The 21,531-nt window shown below is 62.8% G+C and carries 21 protein-coding genes; 20 read left to right on the forward strand and 1 reads right to left on the reverse strand.

The genetic code is table 11. The features are described from left to right. Window positions 1–29 precede the first annotated feature (29 nt). The 11 genes from HMPREF1985_RS07655 to HMPREF1985_RS07705 all read left to right on the forward strand — a co-directional run bounded on the left by HMPREF1985_RS07655 (window position 30) and on the right by HMPREF1985_RS07705 (window position 9,465). Window positions 30–1,997, forward strand: coding sequence for an LTA synthase family protein (locus HMPREF1985_RS07655; RefSeq protein WP_021772004.1), 1,968 nt, complete (start codon window positions 30–32; stop codon window positions 1,995–1,997). A 1-nt stretch (window position 1,998) separates the two neighbouring features. Further along, on the forward strand, window positions 1,999–3,111 hold the full coding sequence (locus tag HMPREF1985_RS07660) for a glycosyltransferase family 9 protein (RefSeq protein ID WP_021772005.1): 1,113 nt from the start codon (window positions 1,999–2,001) through the stop codon (window positions 3,109–3,111). An 8-nt stretch (window positions 3,112–3,119) separates the two neighbouring features. Next, window positions 3,120–4,130, forward strand: a complete 1,011-nt coding sequence (gene rfaE1, locus HMPREF1985_RS07665; RefSeq protein ID WP_040637429.1) for a D-glycero-beta-D-manno-heptose-7-phosphate kinase — start codon at window positions 3,120–3,122, stop codon at window positions 4,128–4,130. After that, on the forward strand, window positions 4,127–5,098 hold the full coding sequence (gene rfaD / locus HMPREF1985_RS07670; RefSeq protein ID WP_021772007.1) for an ADP-glyceromanno-heptose 6-epimerase: 972 nt from the start codon (window positions 4,127–4,129) through the stop codon (window positions 5,096–5,098). Before rfaE1 ends, rfaD begins: the two co-directional genes overlap by 4 nt. After that, the gene (locus tag HMPREF1985_RS07675; RefSeq protein WP_021772008.1) at window positions 5,088–5,588 is read left to right on the forward strand and encodes a D-glycero-alpha-D-manno-heptose-1,7-bisphosphate 7-phosphatase; all 501 of its coding nucleotides are present in this window, start codon (window positions 5,088–5,090) and stop codon (window positions 5,586–5,588) included. Before rfaD ends, HMPREF1985_RS07675 begins: the two co-directional genes overlap by 11 nt. A gap of 40 nt (window positions 5,589–5,628) precedes the next feature. Beyond that, on the forward strand, window positions 5,629–5,814 hold the full coding sequence (locus tag HMPREF1985_RS07680) for a ferredoxin (protein ID WP_021772009.1): 186 nt from the start codon (window positions 5,629–5,631) through the stop codon (window positions 5,812–5,814). Between the two features lie 121 nt (window positions 5,815–5,935). Next, window positions 5,936–6,520, forward strand: a complete 585-nt coding sequence (gene folE, locus HMPREF1985_RS07685; protein WP_021772010.1) for a GTP cyclohydrolase I — start codon at window positions 5,936–5,938, stop codon at window positions 6,518–6,520. Next, window positions 6,517–7,368 (forward strand): dihydropteroate synthase, encoded by an 852-nt coding sequence (gene folP / locus HMPREF1985_RS07690; protein ID WP_021772011.1) that lies wholly within the window; start codon window positions 6,517–6,519, stop codon window positions 7,366–7,368. Before folE ends, folP begins: the two co-directional genes overlap by 4 nt. 45 nt (window positions 7,369–7,413) lie before the next feature. Further along, window positions 7,414–7,776, forward strand: a complete 363-nt coding sequence (gene folB, locus HMPREF1985_RS07695; protein ID WP_021772012.1) for a dihydroneopterin aldolase — start codon at window positions 7,414–7,416, stop codon at window positions 7,774–7,776. Beyond that, window positions 7,773–8,807 carry a 2-amino-4-hydroxy-6-hydroxymethyldihydropteridine diphosphokinase gene (folK, locus tag HMPREF1985_RS07700; protein ID WP_021772013.1) on the forward strand — a complete coding sequence of 345 codons (1,035 nt, stop codon included), beginning with the start codon at window positions 7,773–7,775 and terminating at the stop codon, window positions 8,805–8,807. The genes folB and folK overlap by 4 nt, the downstream gene beginning before the upstream one ends. Further along, window positions 8,791–9,465: a uracil-DNA glycosylase gene (locus HMPREF1985_RS07705; RefSeq protein ID WP_021772014.1), complete on the forward strand. Its 675-nt coding sequence runs from the start codon at window positions 8,791–8,793 to the stop codon at window positions 9,463–9,465. The genes folK and HMPREF1985_RS07705 overlap by 17 nt, the downstream gene beginning before the upstream one ends. A gap of 128 nt (window positions 9,466–9,593) precedes the next feature. Here the strand turns inward: HMPREF1985_RS07705 and cooS are convergent, their stop codons facing one another. Continuing rightward, window positions 9,594–11,609, reverse strand: a complete 2,016-nt coding sequence (gene cooS / locus HMPREF1985_RS07710) for an anaerobic carbon-monoxide dehydrogenase catalytic subunit (protein ID WP_021772015.1) — start codon at window positions 11,607–11,609, stop codon at window positions 9,594–9,596. A 296-nt stretch (window positions 11,610–11,905) separates the two neighbouring features. Between cooS and HMPREF1985_RS07715 the strand changes: the two genes are divergently transcribed. The 9 genes from HMPREF1985_RS07715 to HMPREF1985_RS07755 all read left to right on the forward strand — a co-directional run bounded on the left by HMPREF1985_RS07715 (window position 11,906) and on the right by HMPREF1985_RS07755 (window position 21,439). After that, window positions 11,906–12,928 carry a rod shape-determining protein gene (locus HMPREF1985_RS07715; RefSeq protein ID WP_021772016.1) on the forward strand — a complete coding sequence of 341 codons (1,023 nt, stop codon included), beginning with the start codon at window positions 11,906–11,908 and terminating at the stop codon, window positions 12,926–12,928. Between the two features lie 10 nt (window positions 12,929–12,938). Beyond that, window positions 12,939–13,742, forward strand: coding sequence for a flagellar hook-basal body protein (locus tag HMPREF1985_RS07720; RefSeq protein WP_021772017.1), 804 nt, complete (start codon window positions 12,939–12,941; stop codon window positions 13,740–13,742). 132 nt (window positions 13,743–13,874) lie between these two features. Continuing rightward, window positions 13,875–14,669, forward strand: coding sequence for a flagellar basal-body rod protein FlgG (gene flgG / locus HMPREF1985_RS07725; protein ID WP_040637431.1), 795 nt, complete (start codon window positions 13,875–13,877; stop codon window positions 14,667–14,669). Then, window positions 14,670–15,422 carry a flagellar basal body P-ring formation chaperone FlgA gene (gene flgA / locus HMPREF1985_RS07730; protein ID WP_021772019.1) on the forward strand — a complete coding sequence of 251 codons (753 nt, stop codon included), beginning with the start codon at window positions 14,670–14,672 and terminating at the stop codon, window positions 15,420–15,422. A 68-nt stretch (window positions 15,423–15,490) separates the two neighbouring features. Beyond that, a complete protein-coding gene (locus tag HMPREF1985_RS07735) occupies window positions 15,491–16,096 on the forward strand; it encodes a flagellar basal body L-ring protein FlgH (RefSeq protein ID WP_021772020.1) in 606 nt (201 codons plus the stop codon). Window positions 16,097–16,108: 12 nt separating this feature from the next. After that, window positions 16,109–17,221 carry a flagellar basal body P-ring protein FlgI gene (locus HMPREF1985_RS07740; RefSeq protein ID WP_021772021.1) on the forward strand — a complete coding sequence of 371 codons (1,113 nt, stop codon included), beginning with the start codon at window positions 16,109–16,111 and terminating at the stop codon, window positions 17,219–17,221. Window positions 17,222–17,236: 15 nt separating this feature from the next. Next, on the forward strand, window positions 17,237–17,716 hold the full coding sequence (locus HMPREF1985_RS07745) for a rod-binding protein (protein ID WP_021772022.1): 480 nt from the start codon (window positions 17,237–17,239) through the stop codon (window positions 17,714–17,716). An 80-nt stretch (window positions 17,717–17,796) separates the two neighbouring features. Beyond that, complete coding sequence (locus HMPREF1985_RS07750) at window positions 17,797–19,248, forward strand: phosphodiester glycosidase family protein (RefSeq protein WP_021772023.1); 1,452 nt, start codon at window positions 17,797–17,799, stop codon at window positions 19,246–19,248. Window positions 19,249–19,330: 82 nt separating this feature from the next. Continuing rightward, a complete protein-coding gene (locus HMPREF1985_RS07755; RefSeq protein WP_040637434.1) occupies window positions 19,331–21,439 on the forward strand; it encodes a SpoIVB peptidase S55 domain-containing protein in 2,109 nt (702 codons plus the stop codon). Window positions 21,440–21,531 lie beyond the last annotated feature (92 nt).

Below are 21,531 nucleotides of genomic sequence, written 5' to 3' on the forward strand. Positions count from 1 at the left end.
AGGCGGGCACTACGGGATCGAGGGAGTTTATGCGCTTGGACCGATTGTTTCAAAACGTGCAGCAGGATCTGAAATTTTTCGTTTCCATGCTCCTGCTCCTCTGCGTCTATCGCGCGGCGTTTATCGGCACGATGGGCGCCTTTCTCGCGCCCGATACGACGCGCGCGGACATCTTGGCCGCGCTTTTTGCGGGGCTTCGCCTTTCCTTGAAATCGGCAGGCGCAGTGACGCTTTTCCCGTTCGTCTTTGTCACGCTCGCGGGCGTCGTTTCCCCGCGTCTTTCATGGCCGCGCCTGCGCCTCGCATTCGGCGCGTTCACAGGCTTTCTGCTCTCCGTGCTCTTCATGGCGCGCTATCCGTACTATCGCGAATTCCATGCGGGGTTCGGCATGGAGATCCTGCATGGCTTGCAGGATGACCGTGCCGCCATCTTTTGGACGATGGTCGAGCAGTACGGCGCGGTGTGGCGTGTAGCCGCCGCTGCCCTTTTGGCGGCGATCTTCTTTTTGCTGCTGCGCCGCCTCCTGCAGCTCGGCACGCTCGCGCTGCCGCGCATCGAAGGACATGGGAAAAGATGCCTTGCGGCGGGCGGGCTCGTCCTTTCCATCGGGCTGTTCTTCGTGTTCGTGCGGTTCGGCGGCAGCTTCAATTACGAGAAGGGCATCAACTGGGAAAACGCGGGGATCACGAAGGACGCGTTCCTCAATGAATGCATCCTCGATGATGTGCAGGCGCTTTACCGCGTCCGCTCGATCGAAAAACAGATGAAGGCGGGAGAGACGGCAGGCGTCGAGGCGGACCGCATCGAGGAGCACCTGCGTCAGATCGCAGGGCACGATGCGGTGGACGGTACGGCGGTCGCGCCGTATCTCCTGCGGCGGGCGGCGGGCGCGCGCATCGAAAAGCCGCGCCATATCTTCATCGTGCTCGGCGAGACGTGGGCGATGTGGCCGGCGCTCGATCGGTATGCCTCGCTTCACGCGGCAGACGGACTTCGCGCTTTGATGGCGGAAACGGATGCCTATTCGACGCGCGCCTTCCTGCCGAACGGCGAGTACACATCGATTGCGATCATGGGATTCGTCTGCGGGCTGCCGGAGGTGCACGTCGCGCCGCAGGTACAGCCGCGCACGTTTGAGGCACCGTATGCGACGGCGATGGCACCTCCGTTCCATTCGCTCGGCTATCAAGTCGATTTTTGGTACGGCGGCCTGCCCGCATGGGATTCGATCAATCGCGTCTCGCTTGCGCAGGGCTTCGACCATTTCTACGGCTATCCCGACTTCGATGCGCCGCGGCAGAGCGCATGGGGGACGAAGGATGGCTGCCTCTTCGATGCCCTCTACGATCATCTGGCAGACGAGCCGCCGACGGTGCATCTCATCATGACGGTGTCCAATCACCCGCCGTACAACATCGATCTCGCCGCAGAGGGCATCGATCTCGCGCGTATACGCGAGGCGGTGGACGCCTTGGAGGACGTGCCCGATCCCGAGGAGCTCGCGCTGGAGCTCGGGCACTACGCCTACATGGACAAGGTCGTGACCGACTTCGTGCGAAGGACGCGCGCGGCGTATCCGGAAAGCCTTTTCGTCATTACGGGCGATCACAGCGTGCGCATGGATCCGAGCGGGCATCCGACGCGCTACGAGCATGAGGCCGTGCCGTTCGTGCTGTACGGAAACGGCATCACCAAGGACATTCTTCCAAAGGATGCCGCAGGCGGGCACCTCTCCATTGTGCCGACGCTCCTGGAACTCATCGCGCCGGCCGGCTACGCGTACCATTCCCTCTGTCCCGGGCTCGCAAAGAGCCGTGCGGCATTCAATAATTCGACGTGGACGGCAGGCGGCTTTTTCGGGGCGACCGATGGACAAGAGGCGGAGCCGATCCCGCAGATGGAACCCGGCGACTTGCAGGCGGCGCGCAGCGATGTCGCAAGGATCCTGCCCGCTGTCCGTACCGTTGGCTGGTGGATGATCGTGAAGGGAGAATAACGTGTATCAGAATATCCTCGTCATCAATCTCATGCACATCGGCGATCTCATGCTCGTGACGCCTGTCCTGCGGACGCTTCGCACGAACTACCCGAAGGCGAGGCTCACGCTGCTCGCAGACAAGAAGCTCCGCGATCTCGTCGAGCACAACCGCCGTATCGACGGCTGCATGCTCCTCGACAAGAAGGGCGCAGACGACCACTTCGGCTCGTTCCTCCGCTATATCCGAAAGGTGCGGGCGCGCCATTTCGACCTCGTCATCAACCTGCACCGCAACGAGCGCGCCTCGGCGCTCGCGGCATTTTCCGGCGCAAAGCGCATCGTCGGCTACGCGAAACCGGGCTTTTCCTTCTTTTTTGACATGGTGCTTCCGAACAAGAAGGCGGTCATGCATCAGATCCACTCGCATTTCGAGGTGCTTGAAGCGTCGGGCATCGTGGCGAAGGACAAGATCGACGACGGCGGGCTCGAGCTTTGGCTCGCGGATGCGGCAAAAGGCGAGGCGGCGCGGATTTGGAAGGCGCATTTTGCTGAGGGGGAAAAGGTCATCGCGTTCCATATCGGCGCGAGCTGGAAGACGAAGCGCTGGCTCGACCGCTACTTCGCCGCATGCGCAGACCGGCTCATACGGCGCGGCTATGCGGTCGCGTTCTTCGGTGGACCGATGGACGAGGCGCTCGTCGCCGCCTGCATCCAAAAGATGCAGGAGAAGGCGAGCGCGAAGCTCCACGTCTTTACGGGAAAGGTGAGCCTCGCCGTTCTCGCGGGCATGCTGCGCCGCTGCTCGCTCTTTCTGACGACGGATTCCGGGCCCATGCACGTCGGCGTCGCGATGAACGTGCCGATCGTTACGATGTTCGGCGCCTCGCCGGTGCCGGGATTCTACCCGTACGACGCAAAGGACGTGCTCATCAAGACGCCCGCGCCGTGCCACCCATGCGGCCTTCACGAGTGCCCAAAGACGGGGAAGGAAAACATGGCGTGCATGAAGAATATCCCAGTAGGCGTCGTGATGCAGTACGTGGAGGAACTCCTCGAACGCTATGACGGCGCACCTGCGTATCAACTGCCCGCTCACTACGGCGCGTACGAATGCCGCGTCATTGAACTATGAGGGAACCCATGGACAAACAAGCACTTAGAGACTTCGTCGCGGAAAAGACCGATCGCTGCAAGATCCTCGTCGTCGGCGATGTCATGCTCGACAAATACTACTACGGCGAAGTCACGCGCATCTCGCCTGAAGCGCCCGTGCCCATCACGCATGTGACGGGCATGAAGGAGACGCTCGGCGGTGCAGCGAACGTCGCGCACAATCTCGCGCTTTTAGGCTGTCAGACGAGCATTGCCGGCTTCGTCGGCGACGATGAGCACTGCCACAGTCTCACGGACAAATTCGTCGCGCGCGGCATCGATTACCGCGGGCTCGTGACGACCGATCGCCCGACGACGACGAAGCTGCGCATCATCGGCGGCCATCAGCAGATGCTTCGTCTCGACTTCGAGAAGAACGACCCGATAGACGAGGAGCACGCCGAGCGATTCTTGCACTACATTGAGCAGAAGCTCAGCGAAAGCCTCGACTGCGTCATCATCTCCGACTACGGCAAGGGCGCCTGCACGGAGATGCTCTGCCGCCGCATCATAAAAAACTGCCATGCGCATGGCGTGCCCGTCGTCATCGACCCGAAGGGGGCGAATTGGACGAAATACGCGAATGCGGACTACGTCACGCCGAATCTCAAGGAGCTCAACCAGGTGCTTTTGGAGCCTGTTCGCAACGAGGACGCGGCAGTCGAACGAGCCGTGCGCTACGTCATGCGCAAGTTCAGGATCAAGAACGTCATTGCGACGCGTTCCGAGTGCGGGCTCACCTTCGTCCGCGAAGCGGATGCGACGCACATCCCGACGAAGGCGCAGGAAGTATTCGACGTGTCGGGCGCGGGCGATACGGTCATTGCGGTCTTCGCGATGGCGCTCGCGGGCGGGCTCGCGAGCGCCGCGGGGGCGTATCTCGCGAACCTCGCCGCGAGCGTCGTCGTCGCGAAGCTCGGCACGTACGCCGTGAGCCGCGAGGAACTGCTGCAGGCATTGCAGGAGACGGGAAAAACGAGTAGGGAGGAATCACTATGATCATCGTAACGGGCGGCGCCGGATTCATCGGCAGCAATATCGTCAAGGAACTCAATCGCCGCGGGCGCACGGATATTCTCGTCATCGACGACCTGAAGGACGGGCAGAACTACAGGAATCTGCGCGGCCTGCAATTCATCGATTACCAGCACAAGGACGATTTCCTGCAGAGCATCGAAAACGACGATTTCGACGGCACGGACATCGACGCCGTGTTCCATGAGGGCGCGTGCTCCGATACGATGGAGTACGACGTGAACTTCATGATGCGGACGAACTACGAATACTCCAAGCTGCTGCTGCACTTCTGCCTGCAGCACCGCATCCCGTTCCTCTACGCGAGCTCTGCTTCGACCTACGGCGCGGGGAAAAACGGATTTCGCGAGGGGGACGAATGCGAGGATGCGCTCAATCCGTACGCGTTCAGCAAGCTTGTCTTCGACCGTTACGTGCGGCAGGTCGTCCCAGAGGCGCACAGCCAGATCGTCGGGCTCCGGTATTTCAACGTCTACGGACCGCAGGAACATCACAAGGGCAAGATGGCGTCGATCTTTTATCAGCTCGTCGATCAGATCCAGGAGACGGGGAAGGCGCGCCTCTTCAAAGGCACAGACGGCTACGCCGACGGCGAGCAGCGCCGCGACTTCGTCTACGTCAAGGACGTCGTCCGGGTCAATCTTTGGTTTTGGGAGAACGGTGGGCCGTCCGGCATCTACAACTGCGGGACGGGGCACGCGCACAGCTACAACGAAGCCGCAAAGGCGGTCATCAAGGCGCTCGGCAAGGGCGAGATCGCCTATCGCGAGTTCCCCGCGATCCTGCGCGGCAAGTATCAAAACTTCACCGAAGCGGATCCGACACACCTTCTGAATGCAGGCTACGACGGCGGCTTCACGGAAATGGAAGCGGCGGTGCGGGAGTACGTCGGCTTCCTAAACCGGGGCGGCTATTACAGCTATGGCGAATAAAGCGGTATTCTTTGATCGCGACGGCACGCTCAACCGCGATGTAGGCTACCTGCACCGCATCGAGGACTTCATTTGGATGCCGGGCGCAAAGGAAGCCGTCCGCTATGTGAATGGGCACGGCTACCTTGCTGTCGTCGCCACGAATCAGAGCGGTGTCGCGCGCGGCTACTACAAGGCGTCGGACGTCGTGCGCGTGTACGATTGGATGAACGAAACGCTCGCAGCGTCCGGCGCCCATCTCGATGCGCTCTACTACTGCCCGCATTACGTCGGCGGGAAGATTGCAAAGTATGCGAAGCCGTGCGACTGCCGCAAGCCCAAGACGGGAATGGTCGATGCCGCCTGCGCGAAGTACGATATCGACCGGGCCGCGTCGTACCTCGTCGGCGACAGCGAGACCGATATGGCCTGCGCAGAAAACGCAGGGCTCAAGGGCATACGCTATGCGGGCGGCGACCTGCTCGCGCTCGTAAAAGGCACCGTCAAATGAGAGGGAACCAACTGTGCATGCATGGATAGGATGACTTGCGATGAAAGGATATGTCGATCCGGATGTTTGCGTCGGGTGCGGCGCGTGCGCCGCGTCCGCGCCGGAGGCGTTCCGGATGAATGCGGATGGGCTTGCCGAAGGGTTCCAAGAGATCCCCGCAGAGAGCATCGACGACGCAAGGGATGCGATGGCGGATTGCCCCGTCGGGGCGATTGCGATGCGGTAAGCGACAGCGGACGGCGAAGCGGCCGCGCGATTCCTGCGGAGGGAATGGCGTGGCCTTTTGCTTGCTTGTATTTTGCCGCCGTATTTCCTATAATGGAAGGAGTTGGATAGGAGGCGGAAGCGTGGACAAGAAAAGATCGGCGCGCGAGCAGAAGGCGGCGCGTGCCGCGCAGGACTTCCTCACGGCGCTCGGCGTCGACACGGCAGTGCGCGGCATGGAGGCGACGCCCATGCGCGTCGCGAAACTGTACGCGACGCTTTTTGACGGGCTGGGAACGGATCCGAATACGCTTTGGGGCGAGGTGTTCGAGACGTGCGCGCGCGGACTTGTCGCCGTGCGGCACATCCCGTTTTGCTCGATGTGCGAGCACCATCTCGTTCCGTTCTTCGGCGCGGTTTCGATCGCCTACCTGCCGGGGCGCGGGCGCGTTGCGGGATTCAGCAAGTTCGCCGAGGTCGTTACCTGCCTCAGCCATCGTCCGCAGCTTCAGGAGCGATTGACGGCTGAGATCGCGGAAGCGGTGCATACGGGACTCGGCGCGCACGGCGTCCTCGTCGTATGCGAAGCGGAGCAGCTCTGCATGATGCTGCGCAGCACGCACGCGCGCGGCACGCGCACGGTCACGTCCGAAATGCGCGGCGACGAACCGCTCGACAGCTTTGCCGCGCAGGCATGGCAGATGTTAGGAGGCGCAAAGAAGGCATGAAGATCATTCGGCACTATCGTTTTCGCGATGGGAAGGAGCTTACGGTCGGCGAGCGGACGCTCGTCATGGGCATCCTCAACGTGACGCCCGACTCGTTTTCCGACGGCGGCAAGTGGAATCGTTTGGATGCGGCGCTTCGCCACGCCGAGGAGATGGCAGCGGACGGCGCGGACATCATCGACATCGGTGCGGAGTCGAGCCGTCCGGGTTTTAAGGTGATGCCGGCAGAGGAGGAGATCGAGCGGCTCATGCCGTTCCTCACACGCGTCATCGCGGCGTCGCCCGTGCCCGTCTCCGTCGATACGTTCAAGGCGAAGACGGCGCGCGCGGCGGTGGAAGCGGGCTGTCATATCCTGAACGATATATGGGGGCTGCAGTACGAGGAGGAGCCGGGCTCGATGGCGAAGGTCGCGGCGGAGGCAAACCTTCCGGTCGTCGTCATGCACAATCAAAACGGGAAGGAATACGCAGGCGACATTATCGCGAGCATGCAGGCGTTTTTCCGCCGCACCATCGCGATCGCGGACGCGGCGGGCATCGCGCGGGAGAATCTGATCCTCGATCCCGGCATCGGGTTCGGCAAGACGGCGGAGGCGAACCTTACGGTGCTCCGGCGGCAGGAGGAGCTGCTCGAAGTGGCAGGCGTGCGGTACCCGCTGCTGCTCGGCACGAGCCGCAAGAGCTTCATCGGCGCGGCGCTTGGCCTTCCCGTCGGGGAACGCATGGAGGCGACGGGCGCCTCGTGCGTCGTCGGCATATTGAAGGGCGCGGACATCGTGCGCGTGCACGACGTGCGTCCCATCGTGCGCATGTGCCGCATGACGGATGCGATCCTCGCGGCGGACTGAGCGGCATTTTTGCTTTTGCAGCCAGGCAGATGAACGGAGGACAATTTGGACGAAATACGGCTGGACGGCCTGGCGTTTTACGCCTATCACGGCTGCCTGAAAGAGGAGCGCGAACGCGGGCAGATGTTTTACGTCGACGTCCTCTTTTCGCTGGACTTAAAGGACGCAGGGGAGAGGGATGCGCTCGGCGCGACGGTCAACTACGCCGAGGCGTACGAGCGCATCCGCGCGGTCGTCGAAGGCGAGCCGTGCGATCTCATCGAGGCGGTTGCAGAACGCATTGCGCGGGCACTCCTCGCGGCATACGCGCCGCTCGCACGCGTCGCGGTGACGGTGCACAAGCCTGCCGCGCCGATCGCGGGGCGCTTCCGCGACGTCTCCGTCCGTATCGAGCGGGTGCGCGCATGAAGGCACGGAGCTGCTATTTAAGTCTCGGTGCGAATCTCGGCGCGCGAGGCGAAACGCTGCGCGAGGCGCTCCGCCGTATCGCCGCCGTGCGCGGCATCGCACTTCGCCGCGTCTCGTCCTTCTACGAGACGGCACCGTGGGGGCGTCTCGATCAGCCCGCATTCCTGAACGCGGCGGCGCAGATCGAGACGGTGCTGGAGCCGTGTGCGCTTCTCGCGGCGTGCCAGCGGATCGAGCGCGAGCTCGGACGCGTGCGCCGCGAGCACTGGGGGGCGCGTACGATCGACATCGATATGCTCTGTATGGAGGGCGTCGCGCTCGATACGGAGCGGCTTCGCCTGCCGCACCCCTACATGATGGAGCGCGCGTTCGTGCTCGTGCCGCTCGCAGAGATCGCACCCGCGCTCATCGTCGGCGGCGTCCCCGTACGCGTGGCGCTCGCGCGCACCGCGGGGCAGGCGGCAGTGCGGGCGCAGGAGCTATCGGCGCCTTGGCCGCTTCGCCTCATCGCCTGCATGGACGAAGCGCGCGGCATTGGGCGCGCGGGAGGCCTGCTCGTCCGCCTGCCTGAGGACATGGCGCATTTTCGCCATCTCACGATGGGCGGCGTCGTCGTCATGGGGCGCAGGACGATGGAGACCCTGCCGCAGGGAAAGCCGCTCGCAGGGCGCTTGAATGTCGTCCTCTCCCGCACGCTTGCAAAATGCGCGGGCGGGACGGAGGGGTTCCTCGTCTGTGCGGGACTCCATGACCTTTGGCGGCGGCTCGGCGCATGGCATGGTGAGGAGCCGCCGCGCACCATTTGGTGCATCGGCGGCGCAGCGGTCTATGCCGCGCTTCTTCCCTATGCGGCAGAGGCGTATTTGACCGAGGTGCCGGGCACGCACGGCGCCGATGTGTTCCTGCCGGAGATGGCAGGCTTTTCGCTCGTGTCGCGCGTGATGGGAAAGCGCTGTGCGTTCGCGCGCTATGTGCGGGAGACGGCGAAGAATTGGCTGGAAGAGGAGAGCGAACATGGAAATCTTTCATAACGACTGGGCGAAACTCTTGGATCCCGAGCTCAAAAAGCCCTATTACCGAAAGCTGCGCGCCTTTCTCATCGAGGAGTACCGCACGCACCGCGTTTGCCCGGACATGTACGCGATCTTCAACGCGCTTCACTGCACGAGCTATGCGGACACGAAGGTCGTCATCCTGGGGCAGGATCCCTATCACGGCCCGGGGCAGGCGCACGGCCTTTCGTTTTCCGTGCAGCCCGGTATCGAGCCGCCGCCGTCACTCCTCAATATTTTCAAGGAACTCAAGGACGATCTCGGCTGCCGCGTGCCGAAGAGCGGCTGCCTCGTGCCGTGGGCGAAGCAGGGCGTCCTGCTCCTCAACACGGTGCTCACCGTGCGCGAGCACGCAGCGAACTCGCATCACGACCATGGCTGGGAAATCTTTACGGATCGCATCATCGAGCTATTGAACAAGCGCGAGAAGCCGCTCGCATTCATCCTTTGGGGCACGCCTGCGCGGCGCAAGAAAGCCATGATCACGAATCCGCGCCACTATATCGTCGAGTCGCCGCATCCGAGCCCGCTTTCCGCGAGCCGCGGCTTCTTCGGCAGCCGTCCCTTTTCGCGCGTCAACGATTTCCTGCGTGCAAGCGGCGAAGAGCCGATCGACTGGCAGCTCCCCGATGTCTGAGGGCGCAGCGGGGACGATCCGGGCATGATCCTTCTGCGTGTGGGAATCCGGCCCGGCCGGCTATCCATGCCAAGCTTTGCGCCCGAAAAAAGGCAGCCATTGGCTGCCTTTTCCGCCGCGGATATGGGTTATGCCCAGCCGAGCCGCTTGCGCGCTGCCAGGATGTCCGCCACCATCTCGTTTGCGAGCGCCTTGGGGTCGACGTTGACGTGCATCGTCGCGCCGAGCGTCTCCTTCGTGTCGCGCTTTAGGAAATTCGTGACGTTCGTCGAGCCCTGCACGGGCGGCTCGACGCAGTGGTAGGAGTCGATGCCAAACAGGCGGAAGCCGAGCGAGGCGTCGAGCCCCTTTTCGTTTGCCCACTCCGGGCTTGCGAATGCGTAGGGCATATCCTTGATGGGGACGCCCGCCGCCTGCGCGACGCCGCCGAAGATCGTCGAGGCGCGCGTGTTGTCGATGCACTCGCCCATGTGCCAGACGGGCGGCAGGTCTTCGCCGAGGAACGCCAGCAGGGATGCGCCTGCCCTTTTGCGGCCTTCGAGGCTGCAGTAGCCGAGCTTTAGGAGTGGGAACGAGGCGCAGCCGTTCGTGAAGATCAGGATGTTGTTCCTCAGGAGCTCGTCGGCGACATCCACGATGGCGCGCTCGTAGACGACGCGCGGGTTCGTGCAGCCGACCATGTTGACGATGCCCTGCACTTGGCCGCGCTTTAGGGCCGCAGCGAGCGGCGCAAAGCTGCCGAAGCGCTCCTTGACGTACTCGGCGGAGAAGCCGACCTCTGCCGTGACTTCGTAGGCGGGGATGAATACGGGGATGTCGCGGCGTGCGGCAAAGCTTTCGATGGCGCGCGTGACGATCTTCTTCGCGATCGATTCCGTTTCCTCGACGTTCGTGTGGCGGTGGTCGTAGGCGTAGTGCTCCGCGCCCGGCAGGCGCGCCGAGTCACTCGTCGTCACGACGGTCGTCTTGAAGCAGCGCGCGACGTCCATAATGGCGGGGAATACGTCCTGCACGTCGGCGACCCAAAGGTCGAGCGCGCCCGTGCCGAGGACGAGCTCCGCGCCGATGGCGTTGGAGAGGGGGATGACCCCTTCGTAACGGTACATCGCCGAGAGGCAGGAGCAGCATATGCCGTAGAACTGGATGCCCTTTGCGCCGTGCGCCTTCGCGAGATCGATCATTTCCTCGGTGCGGCCGATGCGGACGATCTCGCTGACGAGCGTCGGCAGGTGCCCGTGCACGGCGATGTTGACGTAGCCTTTCCGGAGCGCGCCGACGTTGACCTTCGAGGTCGCGCGGTGGCCGACGCCAAAGAGCGCATCCGTCGCGATGTTCGCCGCGACGACGCCCGTGAACGTGAAGGCGAGACCGCAGCGGAGGAACTGCTGCAGGATGTTTTTCCAGTCGCCGTCCGTGCCGCAGCCCGTGCGGTGAAATGCCTCAAAGACTTCATGGTAGGCACTGATGGGAAGGATGTCGAGCTTCTTCCAGACGGCCTGCCGTTCGGCGGGCGCGAGTGCCTTGATGGTCTGATAGTCGTCCGGGAGCGGGCGCGAGAGATCCGCGAGCAGGACGTCGGCGAGCTTGCCCGCGAGGCGCTTGACGGACTGGCCGCGCGTCTCGATGCCGAACGCATGGCAGGCTTCGCGGATGCGGCCTGCACCTAGGATCGGCAGGTTTAGGCGTCCTTCGGCGACGAATTTCAGTGAGAGGATGACTTCGCGCGCGTGCGCGCCGTGCTGTGCCGCGCCGCTCGCAGCGCTCCGCAGGAGGTTGCGCGCGACGATGAGGTCGGCGTCCGCGCCGCAGACGCCGCGCGGGCTCTTGGGCGTGATCTTGCAGGGCCCCATGTTGCAGAAGCGGCAGCAGACGCCGGCGAGACCGAAGGAGCACTGCGGCTTCTGCTTATCGAATCGGTCGAATGCCGTGTCGCAGCCGATCTGCTCCATGCGCAGGATCATCTCGCGCACGGCTGGGTCGGGCGTGCCGTCCAAGACGTCCTGTTTTGTGGCGAAGGTCTTGCGGTATTCGGCGACGGCCTTCATGTAGTCGTTGACGCCGCCGTGCTCATGCGGGTGCGCGGCATCGTGCTCATGGGCCTGCCAGTCGGGGTGTTGATGTGGATGCGTGTGTTCGTCGTGCATGGTGCTCTCCTCTATTGATAATACATATAGAAAAGATATGGTTTATACGGAACAGTCTACATGATTTGGCATGGAAAGTCAATGCATCTTTTTGCCGTCGGCGCGATCCGCCGATCTTCTGACTGTGGGCTTGGGTCCTGCATCCTCTTTTCCTGCCGATTTTGCAACACATGTATTGTAAACCTACACCACGTGTTACGATCTCATGCATTTCCTCTTGTAAATTGGTGCATTTTATTATAAGATAAAATGGATTCATTGGCGGAAGCAGCAGGCTTTAGGAGGAGAATCGGCAAATGTTTGGCATGTCTTTGGATATCGGGATTGACCTTGGCACGGCGAATGTGCTCGTCTACGTCAAGGGCAGGGGAATCGTCCTGCGCGAGCCTTCAGTCGTTGCGATTGACCGCGATACGAACTCCGTGCTCGCTATCGGGGAGGAGGCACGGCAGATGATCGGCAGGACGCCGGGCAACATCGTCGCGATACGCCCGCTTCGCGAAGGCGTCATTGCCGATTACGACATCACGGAGGGCATGCTCCGCTACTTCATCGAGAAGGTCGTCGGCAAGCGGTTCGTCTTCCGCCCGCGCATCATGATCTGCATCCCGTCCGGCGTGACGATGGTCGAGCAGCGCGCCGTGCAGGAGGCGGCGGACCAGGCTGGCGCGCGCCATACGCAGCTCATCGAAGAGCCGCTCGCAGCGGCGCTCGGCGCGGGGCTTGACATCGTCGAGCCGTGCGGCTCGATGGTCATCGATATCGGCGGCGGCACGACGGATATTGCCGTCATCAGCCTCGGCGGCATCGTGATGAGCGAGTCGCTGCGCATCGCGGGCGACAAGTTTGACGAGGACATCATCGATTACGTCAAGCGCGAGTTCAATCTCATGATCGGCGAGCGCACGGCAGAGGATATCAAGCTGAACGTGGGGGCGGCATTCGGCACGGCGCGCAAGGAAAGCATGGACATCCGCGGGCGCGACCTCGTCTCGGGGCTCCCGAAGACGGTCGAGATCACGACGGCGCAGGTGGCGGAGGCGCTGCGCATGTCGGTGACGCGCATCGTCGACTGCGTCAAGAAGGTGCTCGAGGATACGCCGCCGGAGCTCGCGGCGGACATCATGAACCGCGGCATAGTCATGACGGGCGGCGGCGCGATGCTCTACGGGCTCGACGAGCTCATCCGCCGCGAGACGGATATTCCGACGGCGCTCGCCGAGGACGCGCTCTCGTGCGTCGCGCTCGGCTGCGGCAAGGCGCTCGATACGTTTACGAAGTTCGATGGCAGGGCCATGAACATGAAGATCGGAAAGTAGGTGCTCTATTATGTGGCGTGGGCTTTACACGGCGGGAGCCGGCATGATCACGGAAACAAAGCGGACGGACGCGATCGCGAACAATCTCGCGAATGCGAATACATCGGGCTACAAGCGTGACGTCGCGATCAACAGCGAGTTTGAGCCGATGCTCATCCGACGCATCAACGATGCGAAGGCGGACGCTTCGGACGTGACGTCGTTCAAGGGGTTCCATCTCGGCAGCCAGGCGCCCGCTGTCGGCACGCTCGGACTCGGCTCGTACATCTCGGAGATCGCGGTCGATCAGGCGCAGGGACCTTTCGAGACGACGGGCAATCCGCTCGACCTCGCGATCAGCGGCAACGGCTACTTCGCGATCCAAACGCCGCAGGGCGTCCGCTACACGCGCGACGGCAATTTCTACCGCAGCGCCCAGGGCATCCTGCAGACGGTTCAGGGCAATCCTGTCTTGGGTGCGAACGGAGGGACGATCACGATTCCAGGCAACGCCCGCTACATCACGTTCGGCGGCAAGGGCGAAGTGCGCGCGGACAATCGCGTCGTGGGACAGCTTGCCTTCGTCGAGTTCGACGGCGACCGCCGCGCACTCTTAAAGCAGGGGGGCAATCTCTTCTACCCACAGCAGGGCGCGACGCCGCGTCCCGCGACGGGCGACATCGAGCAGGGCATCCTGGAGCGCGCGAATACGAACGTCGTCTCGGAGATGGTCGCGCTCATCAACAACTACCGCGTCTACGAGGCGGGCTCAAAGGCAGTCACGACGCAGGACTCGATGCTCGACAAGTCGGTCAATGAAGTCGGCCGCATCTGATTTTTAGCTTGAAGCAAGAAAATGATTCGCTTTTCCTTAAGAAAAATGCGTTCCCATTCGATATAGTGGGAAAGAGCGTATTATCGCCGAGCGGCGAACGCAAGTTGTACAGGGAATTGGGGGCATTTTACTATGATGCGAGCACTTTGGTCTGCTGCTTCCGGCATGAAGGCAGAGCAGACGAATATGGACGTCGTCGCGCACAATATCGCCAACGTCAATACGTACGGCGGCAAGAAGGTACGCGCAGAGTTCCAGGATCTCGTCTACCAGACGCTGCGCGAGGCAGGCGCGCGCAGCGGTGCGGACTCGCAGTACCCGTCGGGGCTGCAGGTCGGCCTCGGCACGCGTGTCGCGGCGACGAACCGCATCTTCACGCAGGGCGCACTGCAGACGACGGACAACCCGACCGACATCGGCATCCAGGGCGAGGGCTACTTCCGCATCACGATGCCGGACGGCACGACGGCATACACGCGTGACGGCACGTTCAAGCTCGACTCGGATCGCCGCATGGTCACGACGGACGGCTACCCGCTCGCGGACGGCATTACGATCGACGCGAATGCGCCGAGCGACTCGATCGTCATCGCAGGCGACGGACGCGTTTCCTGCCGCCCTGCCGGCAGCCAGCAGCAGCAGGAAGTCGGGCAGATCACGCTCTCGCGCTTTGTCAACCCAGCCGGCCTCACGGCAATCGGCAAGAACCTTTTCGTCGTCTCCGACGCTTCGGGCGAGGCGATCGATACGAACCCCGGCGAGGACGGCTCCGGCACGCTCACGCAGGGGACGCTCGAGATGAGCAACGTGCAGATCGTCGAGGAAATGGTCAACATGATCGTCGCGCAGCGCGCTTACGAGTCGAACTCGAAGGCTGTCACGACGTCGGATTCCATGCTCGAGATCGCAAACGGGCTCAAGCGTTAAATGAAACGAATTTTTCCAGCCATTCTATGCTTCGTGTGGAGTGGCTTCTTCTTTCTCCTGCAGGCACCATCCGCCTGCGCGTACGGCGGCAACCTGCAGGCCGACCGCTACCCGCAGCTCGTCACGCAGGAACGTTTTTTGGAGCTCGCGCAGCAGGAAGTGCACCGCTCTCTCGTGGACTTCGGCGAGCAGCGGCGGCACGATCTCGTGCTCGTGCGCGCGCCGCAGGACATGCGCCTGCCGGACGGCGCGATCACGTTTCAGGCGAAGAGCCGCGTCCGCTACGGCAGCACGTTCCCCGTGCAGGTCCAGGTGTTCGTCGACGGGCGGCCGTACCGCTACGCCGTCGTCTACTACGTGCTCCGGGTCTACGAGACGGCGCTCGTCGCCGCGCATGAGCTTCGCCCGAATCAAGCGATCGGCGCCGGCGATGTGCGCACGCAGGAGTTTCCGATCCACAGCCGCGAAGCCGCCTACGTGAAGGATGCCGCAGCGATCGCGGGGCGCGTCCCCGCGCGGCTCATCCCGGCGGACACGCCGCTTGAGGAGACCTTTTTGCAGCAGCCCATCGCGGTCGAAGCGGGCACGCCTGTCTCGATCGTCACGCGCTATCACGGCATTACGGCGCGCGCGATGGGAACGGCGATGCAGCGCGGGCGCATCGGCGAAAAGATACGCGTGCGCAGCGAGAGTTCAGGGCGTGTCCTTTGGGGCAAGGTCATCGATGCCTCGACGGTCGAGGTCGGAAACTAGGCGTGCCCTTTCGGAAATGTGCAGGTGCGCATTTGCGCGTATATGCGTATAGGAGTAGGAGTGAAACGATGAAGACTAGAAATCGCTATCGAAAGAGTGCGGCGCTGCTTGCGGCAGCCATGCTGCTCTCGCTTCCGCTCGCGGCGGGCGCGTCGGCGCAGTCGCTTTGGTCGGACAACGGCGGTGTGCGGAGCGTCTTCGCCGACCGCAAGGCCTGCCAGGTCGGCGACATCCTGACGATCGTCATCAGCGAGACGACGTCGACGACGGCAGCGAAGTCGAACTCGAACAGCAAGAAGGGCAGTACGACGCTCAATGCGGGCATCGGCATTTTCGACTTCTTGCGGGCGGCGTCGGCAGGTGCTTCGGACTCGTTCTCGGCGTCGGGCGCCGCGAAGGACACGAGCTCGTTCAAGGGCAACGTGACCGTCACGGTCGTCGACGTGCAGCCGAACGGCAACATGACGCTCGAGGGCACGCAGTCGATTTGGCAGAACCGCGACGAGCACAGGATCACGTTTCGCGGGGTCTGCCGCATGGACGACGTGACGGCGGCGAATACGATCCCGTCGACCAAGATCGCCGACGCGACGGTGCGCTTCGACGGAAAGGGCCCGCTCAATGCAAAACAGCGGCAGGGCATCTTGACGCAGGTATTCAATTTCCTGTTCTAAGAGGGATCATTTATGAAACGAATCATATCGCTGGCACTTTCGGCGCTCTTCGCGCTCAGCCTCGTGCCGGGCGTCGTCTCGGCGGAGTCCGCCGTCACGCGCATCAAGGATATCGCAAAAGTACAGGGCGTCCGCAGCAACCAGCTCATGGGCTACGGGCTCGTCGTCGGGCTCAACAAGACGGGCGACTCGAACAAGGCGCTTGAGACGATCCAGTCGATCGGCAACATGCTCAAGGCGTACGGCGTCGCGATCGACCCGTCGAGCCTGAAGCCGGACAACGCCGCTGCCGTCATGGTCACGGCGACGCTGCCGCCGTTCGTGCGCGAGGGCGACACGATCGACGTCACGGTTTCCTCGATCGCGGACGCGAAGAGCATCCAGGGCGGCACGCTCTTGCAGACGCCGCTCCGCGCGGCGAACGGCGACGTCTACGCCGTCGCACAGGGACCGGTCTCGACGGGCGGCTTCATGGCAGGAAACGGCGGCTCGAAGGTACAGAAGAATTTCCCGACGGTCGGCACGACGCCAAACGGCGCGATTGTCGAGCGGTCGGTCGAGGATAATCTCGGCGCGGATGGGCATATCTCGCTCTCGCTCGCCCAGCCGGACTTCACGACGGCAGCGCGCATGGCGCAGTCGATCAACGCGCGCTTCGGCGGCATCGCGACGGCGGCGAACCCCGGCCGCATCGACATCAGCGTTCCCGGCGCGTACCGTGGCAACGTCGTCTCCTTCATCGCTTCGCTCGAATCGCTGCCGATCATGCCGGACAACGTCGCGAAGGTCGTCCTGAACGAGCGCACGGGCACGATCGTCATGGGCGGCGACGTCTCGGTCGACGCGTGCGCGATCACACAGGGCGGGCTCACGATCAAGGTCGAGCACGACACCGACGTCAACCAGCCGGCGCCATTCAGCTACGGCAGCACGATCGTGACGAGGAACACGGACACGAAGGCGAAGGAAGACAAGGCGAGCACGATCGTCCTGCCTGCCACGGCGAATGTCAACGACATCGTCGGCGCCCTCAACGCCGTCGGTGCGACGCCGCGCGATACGATTTCGATTTTGCAGGCGATGAAGGCAGCCGGCGCGATTCACGCCGACCTACAGCTCATCTGATCAGGAGGGCATATCATGCAGATCAATCCGTTTGCCAGCACGGGCCTTCAAGGCAGCGTGCGGGGCAATATGACGGCGGATGCCGCGGTTACGTCGGCGGACTCCGCGCGCTTTTCCTCCATGCTCGACGACCTCAAGACGAAGGCGGGCGCGGCAGAAAAGAAGGACGCAGCGCCTGCGGATGCGGCGGCAAAGCGCGATGCAGACCTCAAGAAGGCCTGCAGGGGCTTCGAGGGCATGTTCCTCGGGATCATGTACAAGGCGATGCGCCAGACCGTTCCGGAGGACAAGCTCTTCGGCGAGACGAACGGGCAGAAAATCTTTCAGGACATGCGCGACGAGGAACTCATGAAGAGCGTCGCGGAGTCGGGCGGCATCGGCCTCGCCGACATGATGTACCGCCAGCTTTCCCCGCAGGTCGTCGGGAAAGCGGCAAAGAGCGCCTACGAAGCGGCGCGCGAGGCACACGCGCTGCCGAAGATATCAATCCGATGAATTCTCTAATGGAATCCTTATACGCCTTCCTCATTCGGGGAGGGCGTTTTCCTGCGTTTTGATTCGACAAGGAGCATCTCATGAGCAAGAACCTTCGCCGTGCTTTCTGTTTCGCGGTCATCCTTCTGTTTGCCTTGCAATCCGCCGTTCTGGCAGCGGCGAACGTCAAGGCGGTTCGCTTTTCGAGCGGCGCGCAGCACGACCGCGTCGTCTTTGATCTCGCCGCATCGCCGCGCTACCGAACGCTGCTCGCCAAGGACGGGCGGACGCTGACGATCGATATCGCGGACACGGCGGCGAAGACGATGAAGCGGACGCCGATCCATACGAGGCGCATCGAGTCGGCTTCGTACGACGAGCAGCAGGGGCATCTGATCGTCACATTGAAGCTGCGCGAGGGCATGCACTTCGAGGCAAGGACGCTTCAGCATCCCGACCGGCTCTTCGTCGACATCCTGGACGGAGCGGAAAAGCCCGCTCCGCAAAAGCCGGTCCTGAAGCCGGTGCCTCGAACGGAAGGCACGACCTTTGACGGCGACTTTGTCGAAGATCTCGCGCCGGGACTCACGCGCCACACCTACGTCTACTGGGACGAGCGCGGACAGGTCTCCGTCTGGCTCATCGAGGCGGATCGGAACCGCTACGCGCTCTCGTTGGAGCTCGGCAAGGGAAAGGTTCCGGGACGCGAGACGGTGAGCAGCCTTTCCGACCGGAAGAACGCCGTAGCGGCGATCAATGCGACGTACTTTGCACCGAGCGGCGACATCATCGGCGTCGCGAAGATCGACGGGCGCATCGTCGGAACGACGTACTATCGCCGCAGTGCGATGGGCATTTATCCCGATGGAAGCACCGTCTTCGGCAAGATATCCTACGACGGCACGGTAAAGCTCGGCGGCGCGGCATGGCCGATCGGCGGCGTCGACTGCGAGCGCGGCACGGACAGCCTTGTCATCTACAACCGCGCCTACGGCAGCACGACGGGAACAAATGCGTACGGGCAGGAGTACACCGTCGTAAACGGGCGCGTGACGGCGATCCGCGCGAGCGACTCCCCGATCCCTGAAAACGGCGTCGTCGTGTCCGTCCACGGCGCGGCGGCAGATGCGTTTGCCGGCGTCAAAGTCGGCGCGACGGCAGAGATCGACGAAAACATCGAGCGCATTTGGCGCGATGTGCCGACTGTCATCGGCGCTGGCCCGCGCCTCGTCGAGGACGGCCGCGTCCACGTCACGGCAGATGAGGAGTCGTTTCCGAGCGATATCCGCGACGGCCGCGCACCGCGCAGCGCCATCGGCGTCACGGCGGACGGCAATTACATCCTCGCCGTCGTCGATGGACGCCAGTCGCACAGCGTCGGGCTGACGCTTACGGCATGGGCCGAGCTCCTGAAGAAGTTCGGCGCCTACAATGCGATCAACCTCGACGGCGGCGGCTCGTCGGAACTCGTCGTCGGCGGCGAGATCCAGAACGAGCCGTCGGATGGCAGCGAGCGACCCGTCGGCAGCGCCGTAATACTAACCGCAAAATAATCTTCGCACCTCCTTTTATTCGGGCGAGGATATGCTATAATGATCATAATTATGACGCAGTGCTTTTGACGAGGTGAATTTTTTGCATACATTATGGAAACGTCCGCTTGCTGCGGGCGTGCTTGCGGCAACGCTCATCGCATCGGCTGTTCCGGCACACGCGATGGATCCCATCCTGCCATTTGGTTCCGTCGAGGAAGGCATGATGGGCAAGGCGTATACCGTCGTGGACAGCAGCGGCGAGATTCGCAATTTTGACGTCGATATCGTCGGCCCGATCGATGACGGCAAGGGAGGCTCACGCATGATCATGGCGCGCGCGACGGGACCTGTCATCGAGCAGACGGGCGGCATCCTGCAGGGCATGAGCGGCAGTCCTGTCTACGTGGACGGCAATCTCGTCGGCGCGGTCGCTGCTGGCATCAAGGACATGACGCCGTACACCTTCTTCATCACGCCGATCGAGGATATGATGACGCTCTGGCAGATGCCGGACACGAAGGACAAGACGCGCCTTCCGTCGCTGAGCCTCAAGCACTATCAGAAAGAGCGCGAGGATGCGCGGAAGGCAGCAGAAAAAGCGGCAGAAAAAGGCACCGGAGAGACGGATAAGCCGCAGGCAGAGGAACCGGCCAAAGCGGAAGGGGCAGCAAAGGAATCCGCGCAAACGGAAGCGCCTGCAAAAGCCGGGGAAACGGCCAAGGGAAGGGAATCCGAAACGGAAACGGAAACGGGAACAGGAACGGGAACAGGAACGGGAACAGCGGAAGCACCTGCAAAAGCAAAAGAGCCTGTAAAAGCGAAAGAGCCGGCGAAGGCGGAGGGATCTGCCACAGCAGAGGAACCGGCAAAGGCAGGGGACAAGCCGCAGAAGGGCGAGGCGAAATCCGTGCTCTACCTCGCGGGCTTCGGCCGCGCGGGCATGGACTTCCTGCAGAAGCGCCTGCCGATGGCTGAGATTCGCTGCGTGCCGATGGGGACGCCGTCGGCGGTTCTCCAGTCGCAGGCCATCTACAATGCCAATCTCCAGCCCGGCAGCCCGGTCGGCGTCGCCGTTGCCTACGGCGATTTCGCGGTCGGCGCGACGGGCACGGTCACGGCGGTCGACGGCAAGCGCGTTCTCGCGTTCGGACATCCGTTTCTCCACCGCGGCAATGTGAGCTACTTCATGACGGACGCGAACGTCGTCGGCACGATCAGCGGCGTATCGAACGGCATGAAGGTCGCGAGCGTCGGGCATATCATCGGACGCATCAATCAGGACCGCGAGACGGGCGTTGCGGGCATCCTCGGGGAGTTCCCGTCCGTCGTTCCCGTGCGCGTCCACGTTGCGGACAAGACACTCGGCGCGAGCGAGAGCTACGGCACGCGCATCGCCTACGATGAGGATCTCCTCTCCAAGCTCGTCGGCAGCGTCGCCTACGCCGCGATGAACAAGACGAGCAACACGCTCGGCAGCGCGACGGCAAAGCTTCACTTCGCGATTCGCACGAACGCGGTGAAGAGCGGCATGTTTGAGCGCAGCAATATGTACTACAGCACGGCAGACGTCGGGCAGATCGCCGTCGGCGAGCTCATCCAAGCGATGGATATCATTAGCGCGAACACCGAGAAGGAGTCGGACATCGTCGATGTCAAGGTCGACGTCGAGATGGACGGCGACCGCAAGACGGCATCGCTCGTTTCCGCTGCGCCGGACAAGCTGTCCGTAAAGCCCGGCGAGACGGTCAATCTCACGACGACGATCAAGCCGTACCGCAAGGAAAAGGAGACGATCGTCATCCCGTACAAGGTGCCCGAGACGCAGAAGCCCGGTGCGATGCACCTCGACCTGCGCGGCGGCGCTTTTTCGCCCGCTGCGCCGCAGCTCCTTCTCCTCTCGCCGACGGATGCCGAGTCCCTTGCGGAAGAGACGTCGAACCGTTCGACGCAGGAGCGGCTCGCAGCGCTTTCCGAGTCGAGCCCCAACAACGTCATTACCGTCATGCCGAGCGCGCAGCGCAAGGATCTCACGGCGCGGCAGAAGCGCGCAGCGCTTCGCGCGGCAGAGGCAAACGCGCAGGCACATGCGAAAAAGATCTCGCTCCTCGGTTCTGGAAAGAAGAAGGAAAAGCCGGGTGAGACGAAATTCGAGACGAACTACATCATCGACAATGTCATTCACGCAACGCTTCAAATCGAGAAAAAGTAAACCAACCCTTGCGCGAATTCCATGATTAATGGTAGACTAAGAAAGTACGACACGGTTCGACGGAGTGGCAGATCGCATCCTTTGGGGGGAAA

This window comes from Mitsuokella sp. oral taxon 131 str. W9106, from assembly GCF_000469545.1.
GTDB lineage: Bacteria > Bacillota > Negativicutes > Selenomonadales > Selenomonadaceae > AWVT01.

What these genes read in the sequence shown, in the direction of transcription:
- HMPREF1985_RS07720 (WP_021772017.1), top strand. Translation starts at nt 12,939, where the DNA reads ATGTGGCGTGGGCTTTACACGGCGGGAGCCGGCATGATCACGGAAACA.
- folP (WP_021772011.1), top strand. Translation starts at nt 6,517, where the DNA reads ATGAAGATCATTCGGCACTATCGTTTTCGCGATGGGAAGGAGCTTACG.
- HMPREF1985_RS07680 (WP_021772009.1), top strand. Translation starts at nt 5,629, where the DNA reads ATGAAAGGATATGTCGATCCGGATGTTTGCGTCGGGTGCGGCGCGTGC.
- rfaD (WP_021772007.1), top strand. Translation starts at nt 4,127, where the DNA reads ATGATCATCGTAACGGGCGGCGCCGGATTCATCGGCAGCAATATCGTC.
- flgG (WP_040637431.1), top strand. Translation starts at nt 13,875, where the DNA reads ATGATGCGAGCACTTTGGTCTGCTGCTTCCGGCATGAAGGCAGAGCAG.
- folK (WP_021772013.1), top strand. Translation starts at nt 7,773, where the DNA reads ATGAAGGCACGGAGCTGCTATTTAAGTCTCGGTGCGAATCTCGGCGCG.
- HMPREF1985_RS07740 (WP_021772021.1), top strand. Translation starts at nt 16,109, where the DNA reads ATGAAACGAATCATATCGCTGGCACTTTCGGCGCTCTTCGCGCTCAGC.
- HMPREF1985_RS07675 (WP_021772008.1), top strand. Translation starts at nt 5,088, where the DNA reads ATGGCGAATAAAGCGGTATTCTTTGATCGCGACGGCACGCTCAACCGC.
- HMPREF1985_RS07655 (WP_021772004.1), top strand. Translation starts at nt 30, where the DNA reads ATGCGCTTGGACCGATTGTTTCAAAACGTGCAGCAGGATCTGAAATTT.
- HMPREF1985_RS07745 (WP_021772022.1), top strand. Translation starts at nt 17,237, where the DNA reads ATGCAGATCAATCCGTTTGCCAGCACGGGCCTTCAAGGCAGCGTGCGG.
- HMPREF1985_RS07715 (WP_021772016.1), top strand. Translation starts at nt 11,906, where the DNA reads ATGTTTGGCATGTCTTTGGATATCGGGATTGACCTTGGCACGGCGAAT.
- cooS (WP_021772015.1), bottom strand. Translation starts at nt 11,609, where the DNA reads ATGCACGACGAACACACGCATCCACATCAACACCCCGACTGGCAGGCC.
- HMPREF1985_RS07750 (WP_021772023.1), top strand. Translation starts at nt 17,797, where the DNA reads ATGAGCAAGAACCTTCGCCGTGCTTTCTGTTTCGCGGTCATCCTTCTG.
- flgA (WP_021772019.1), top strand. Translation starts at nt 14,670, where the DNA reads ATGAAACGAATTTTTCCAGCCATTCTATGCTTCGTGTGGAGTGGCTTC.
- HMPREF1985_RS07735 (WP_021772020.1), top strand. Translation starts at nt 15,491, where the DNA reads ATGAAGACTAGAAATCGCTATCGAAAGAGTGCGGCGCTGCTTGCGGCA.
- rfaE1 (WP_040637429.1), top strand. Translation starts at nt 3,120, where the DNA reads ATGGACAAACAAGCACTTAGAGACTTCGTCGCGGAAAAGACCGATCGC.
- HMPREF1985_RS07705 (WP_021772014.1), top strand. Translation starts at nt 8,791, where the DNA reads ATGGAAATCTTTCATAACGACTGGGCGAAACTCTTGGATCCCGAGCTC.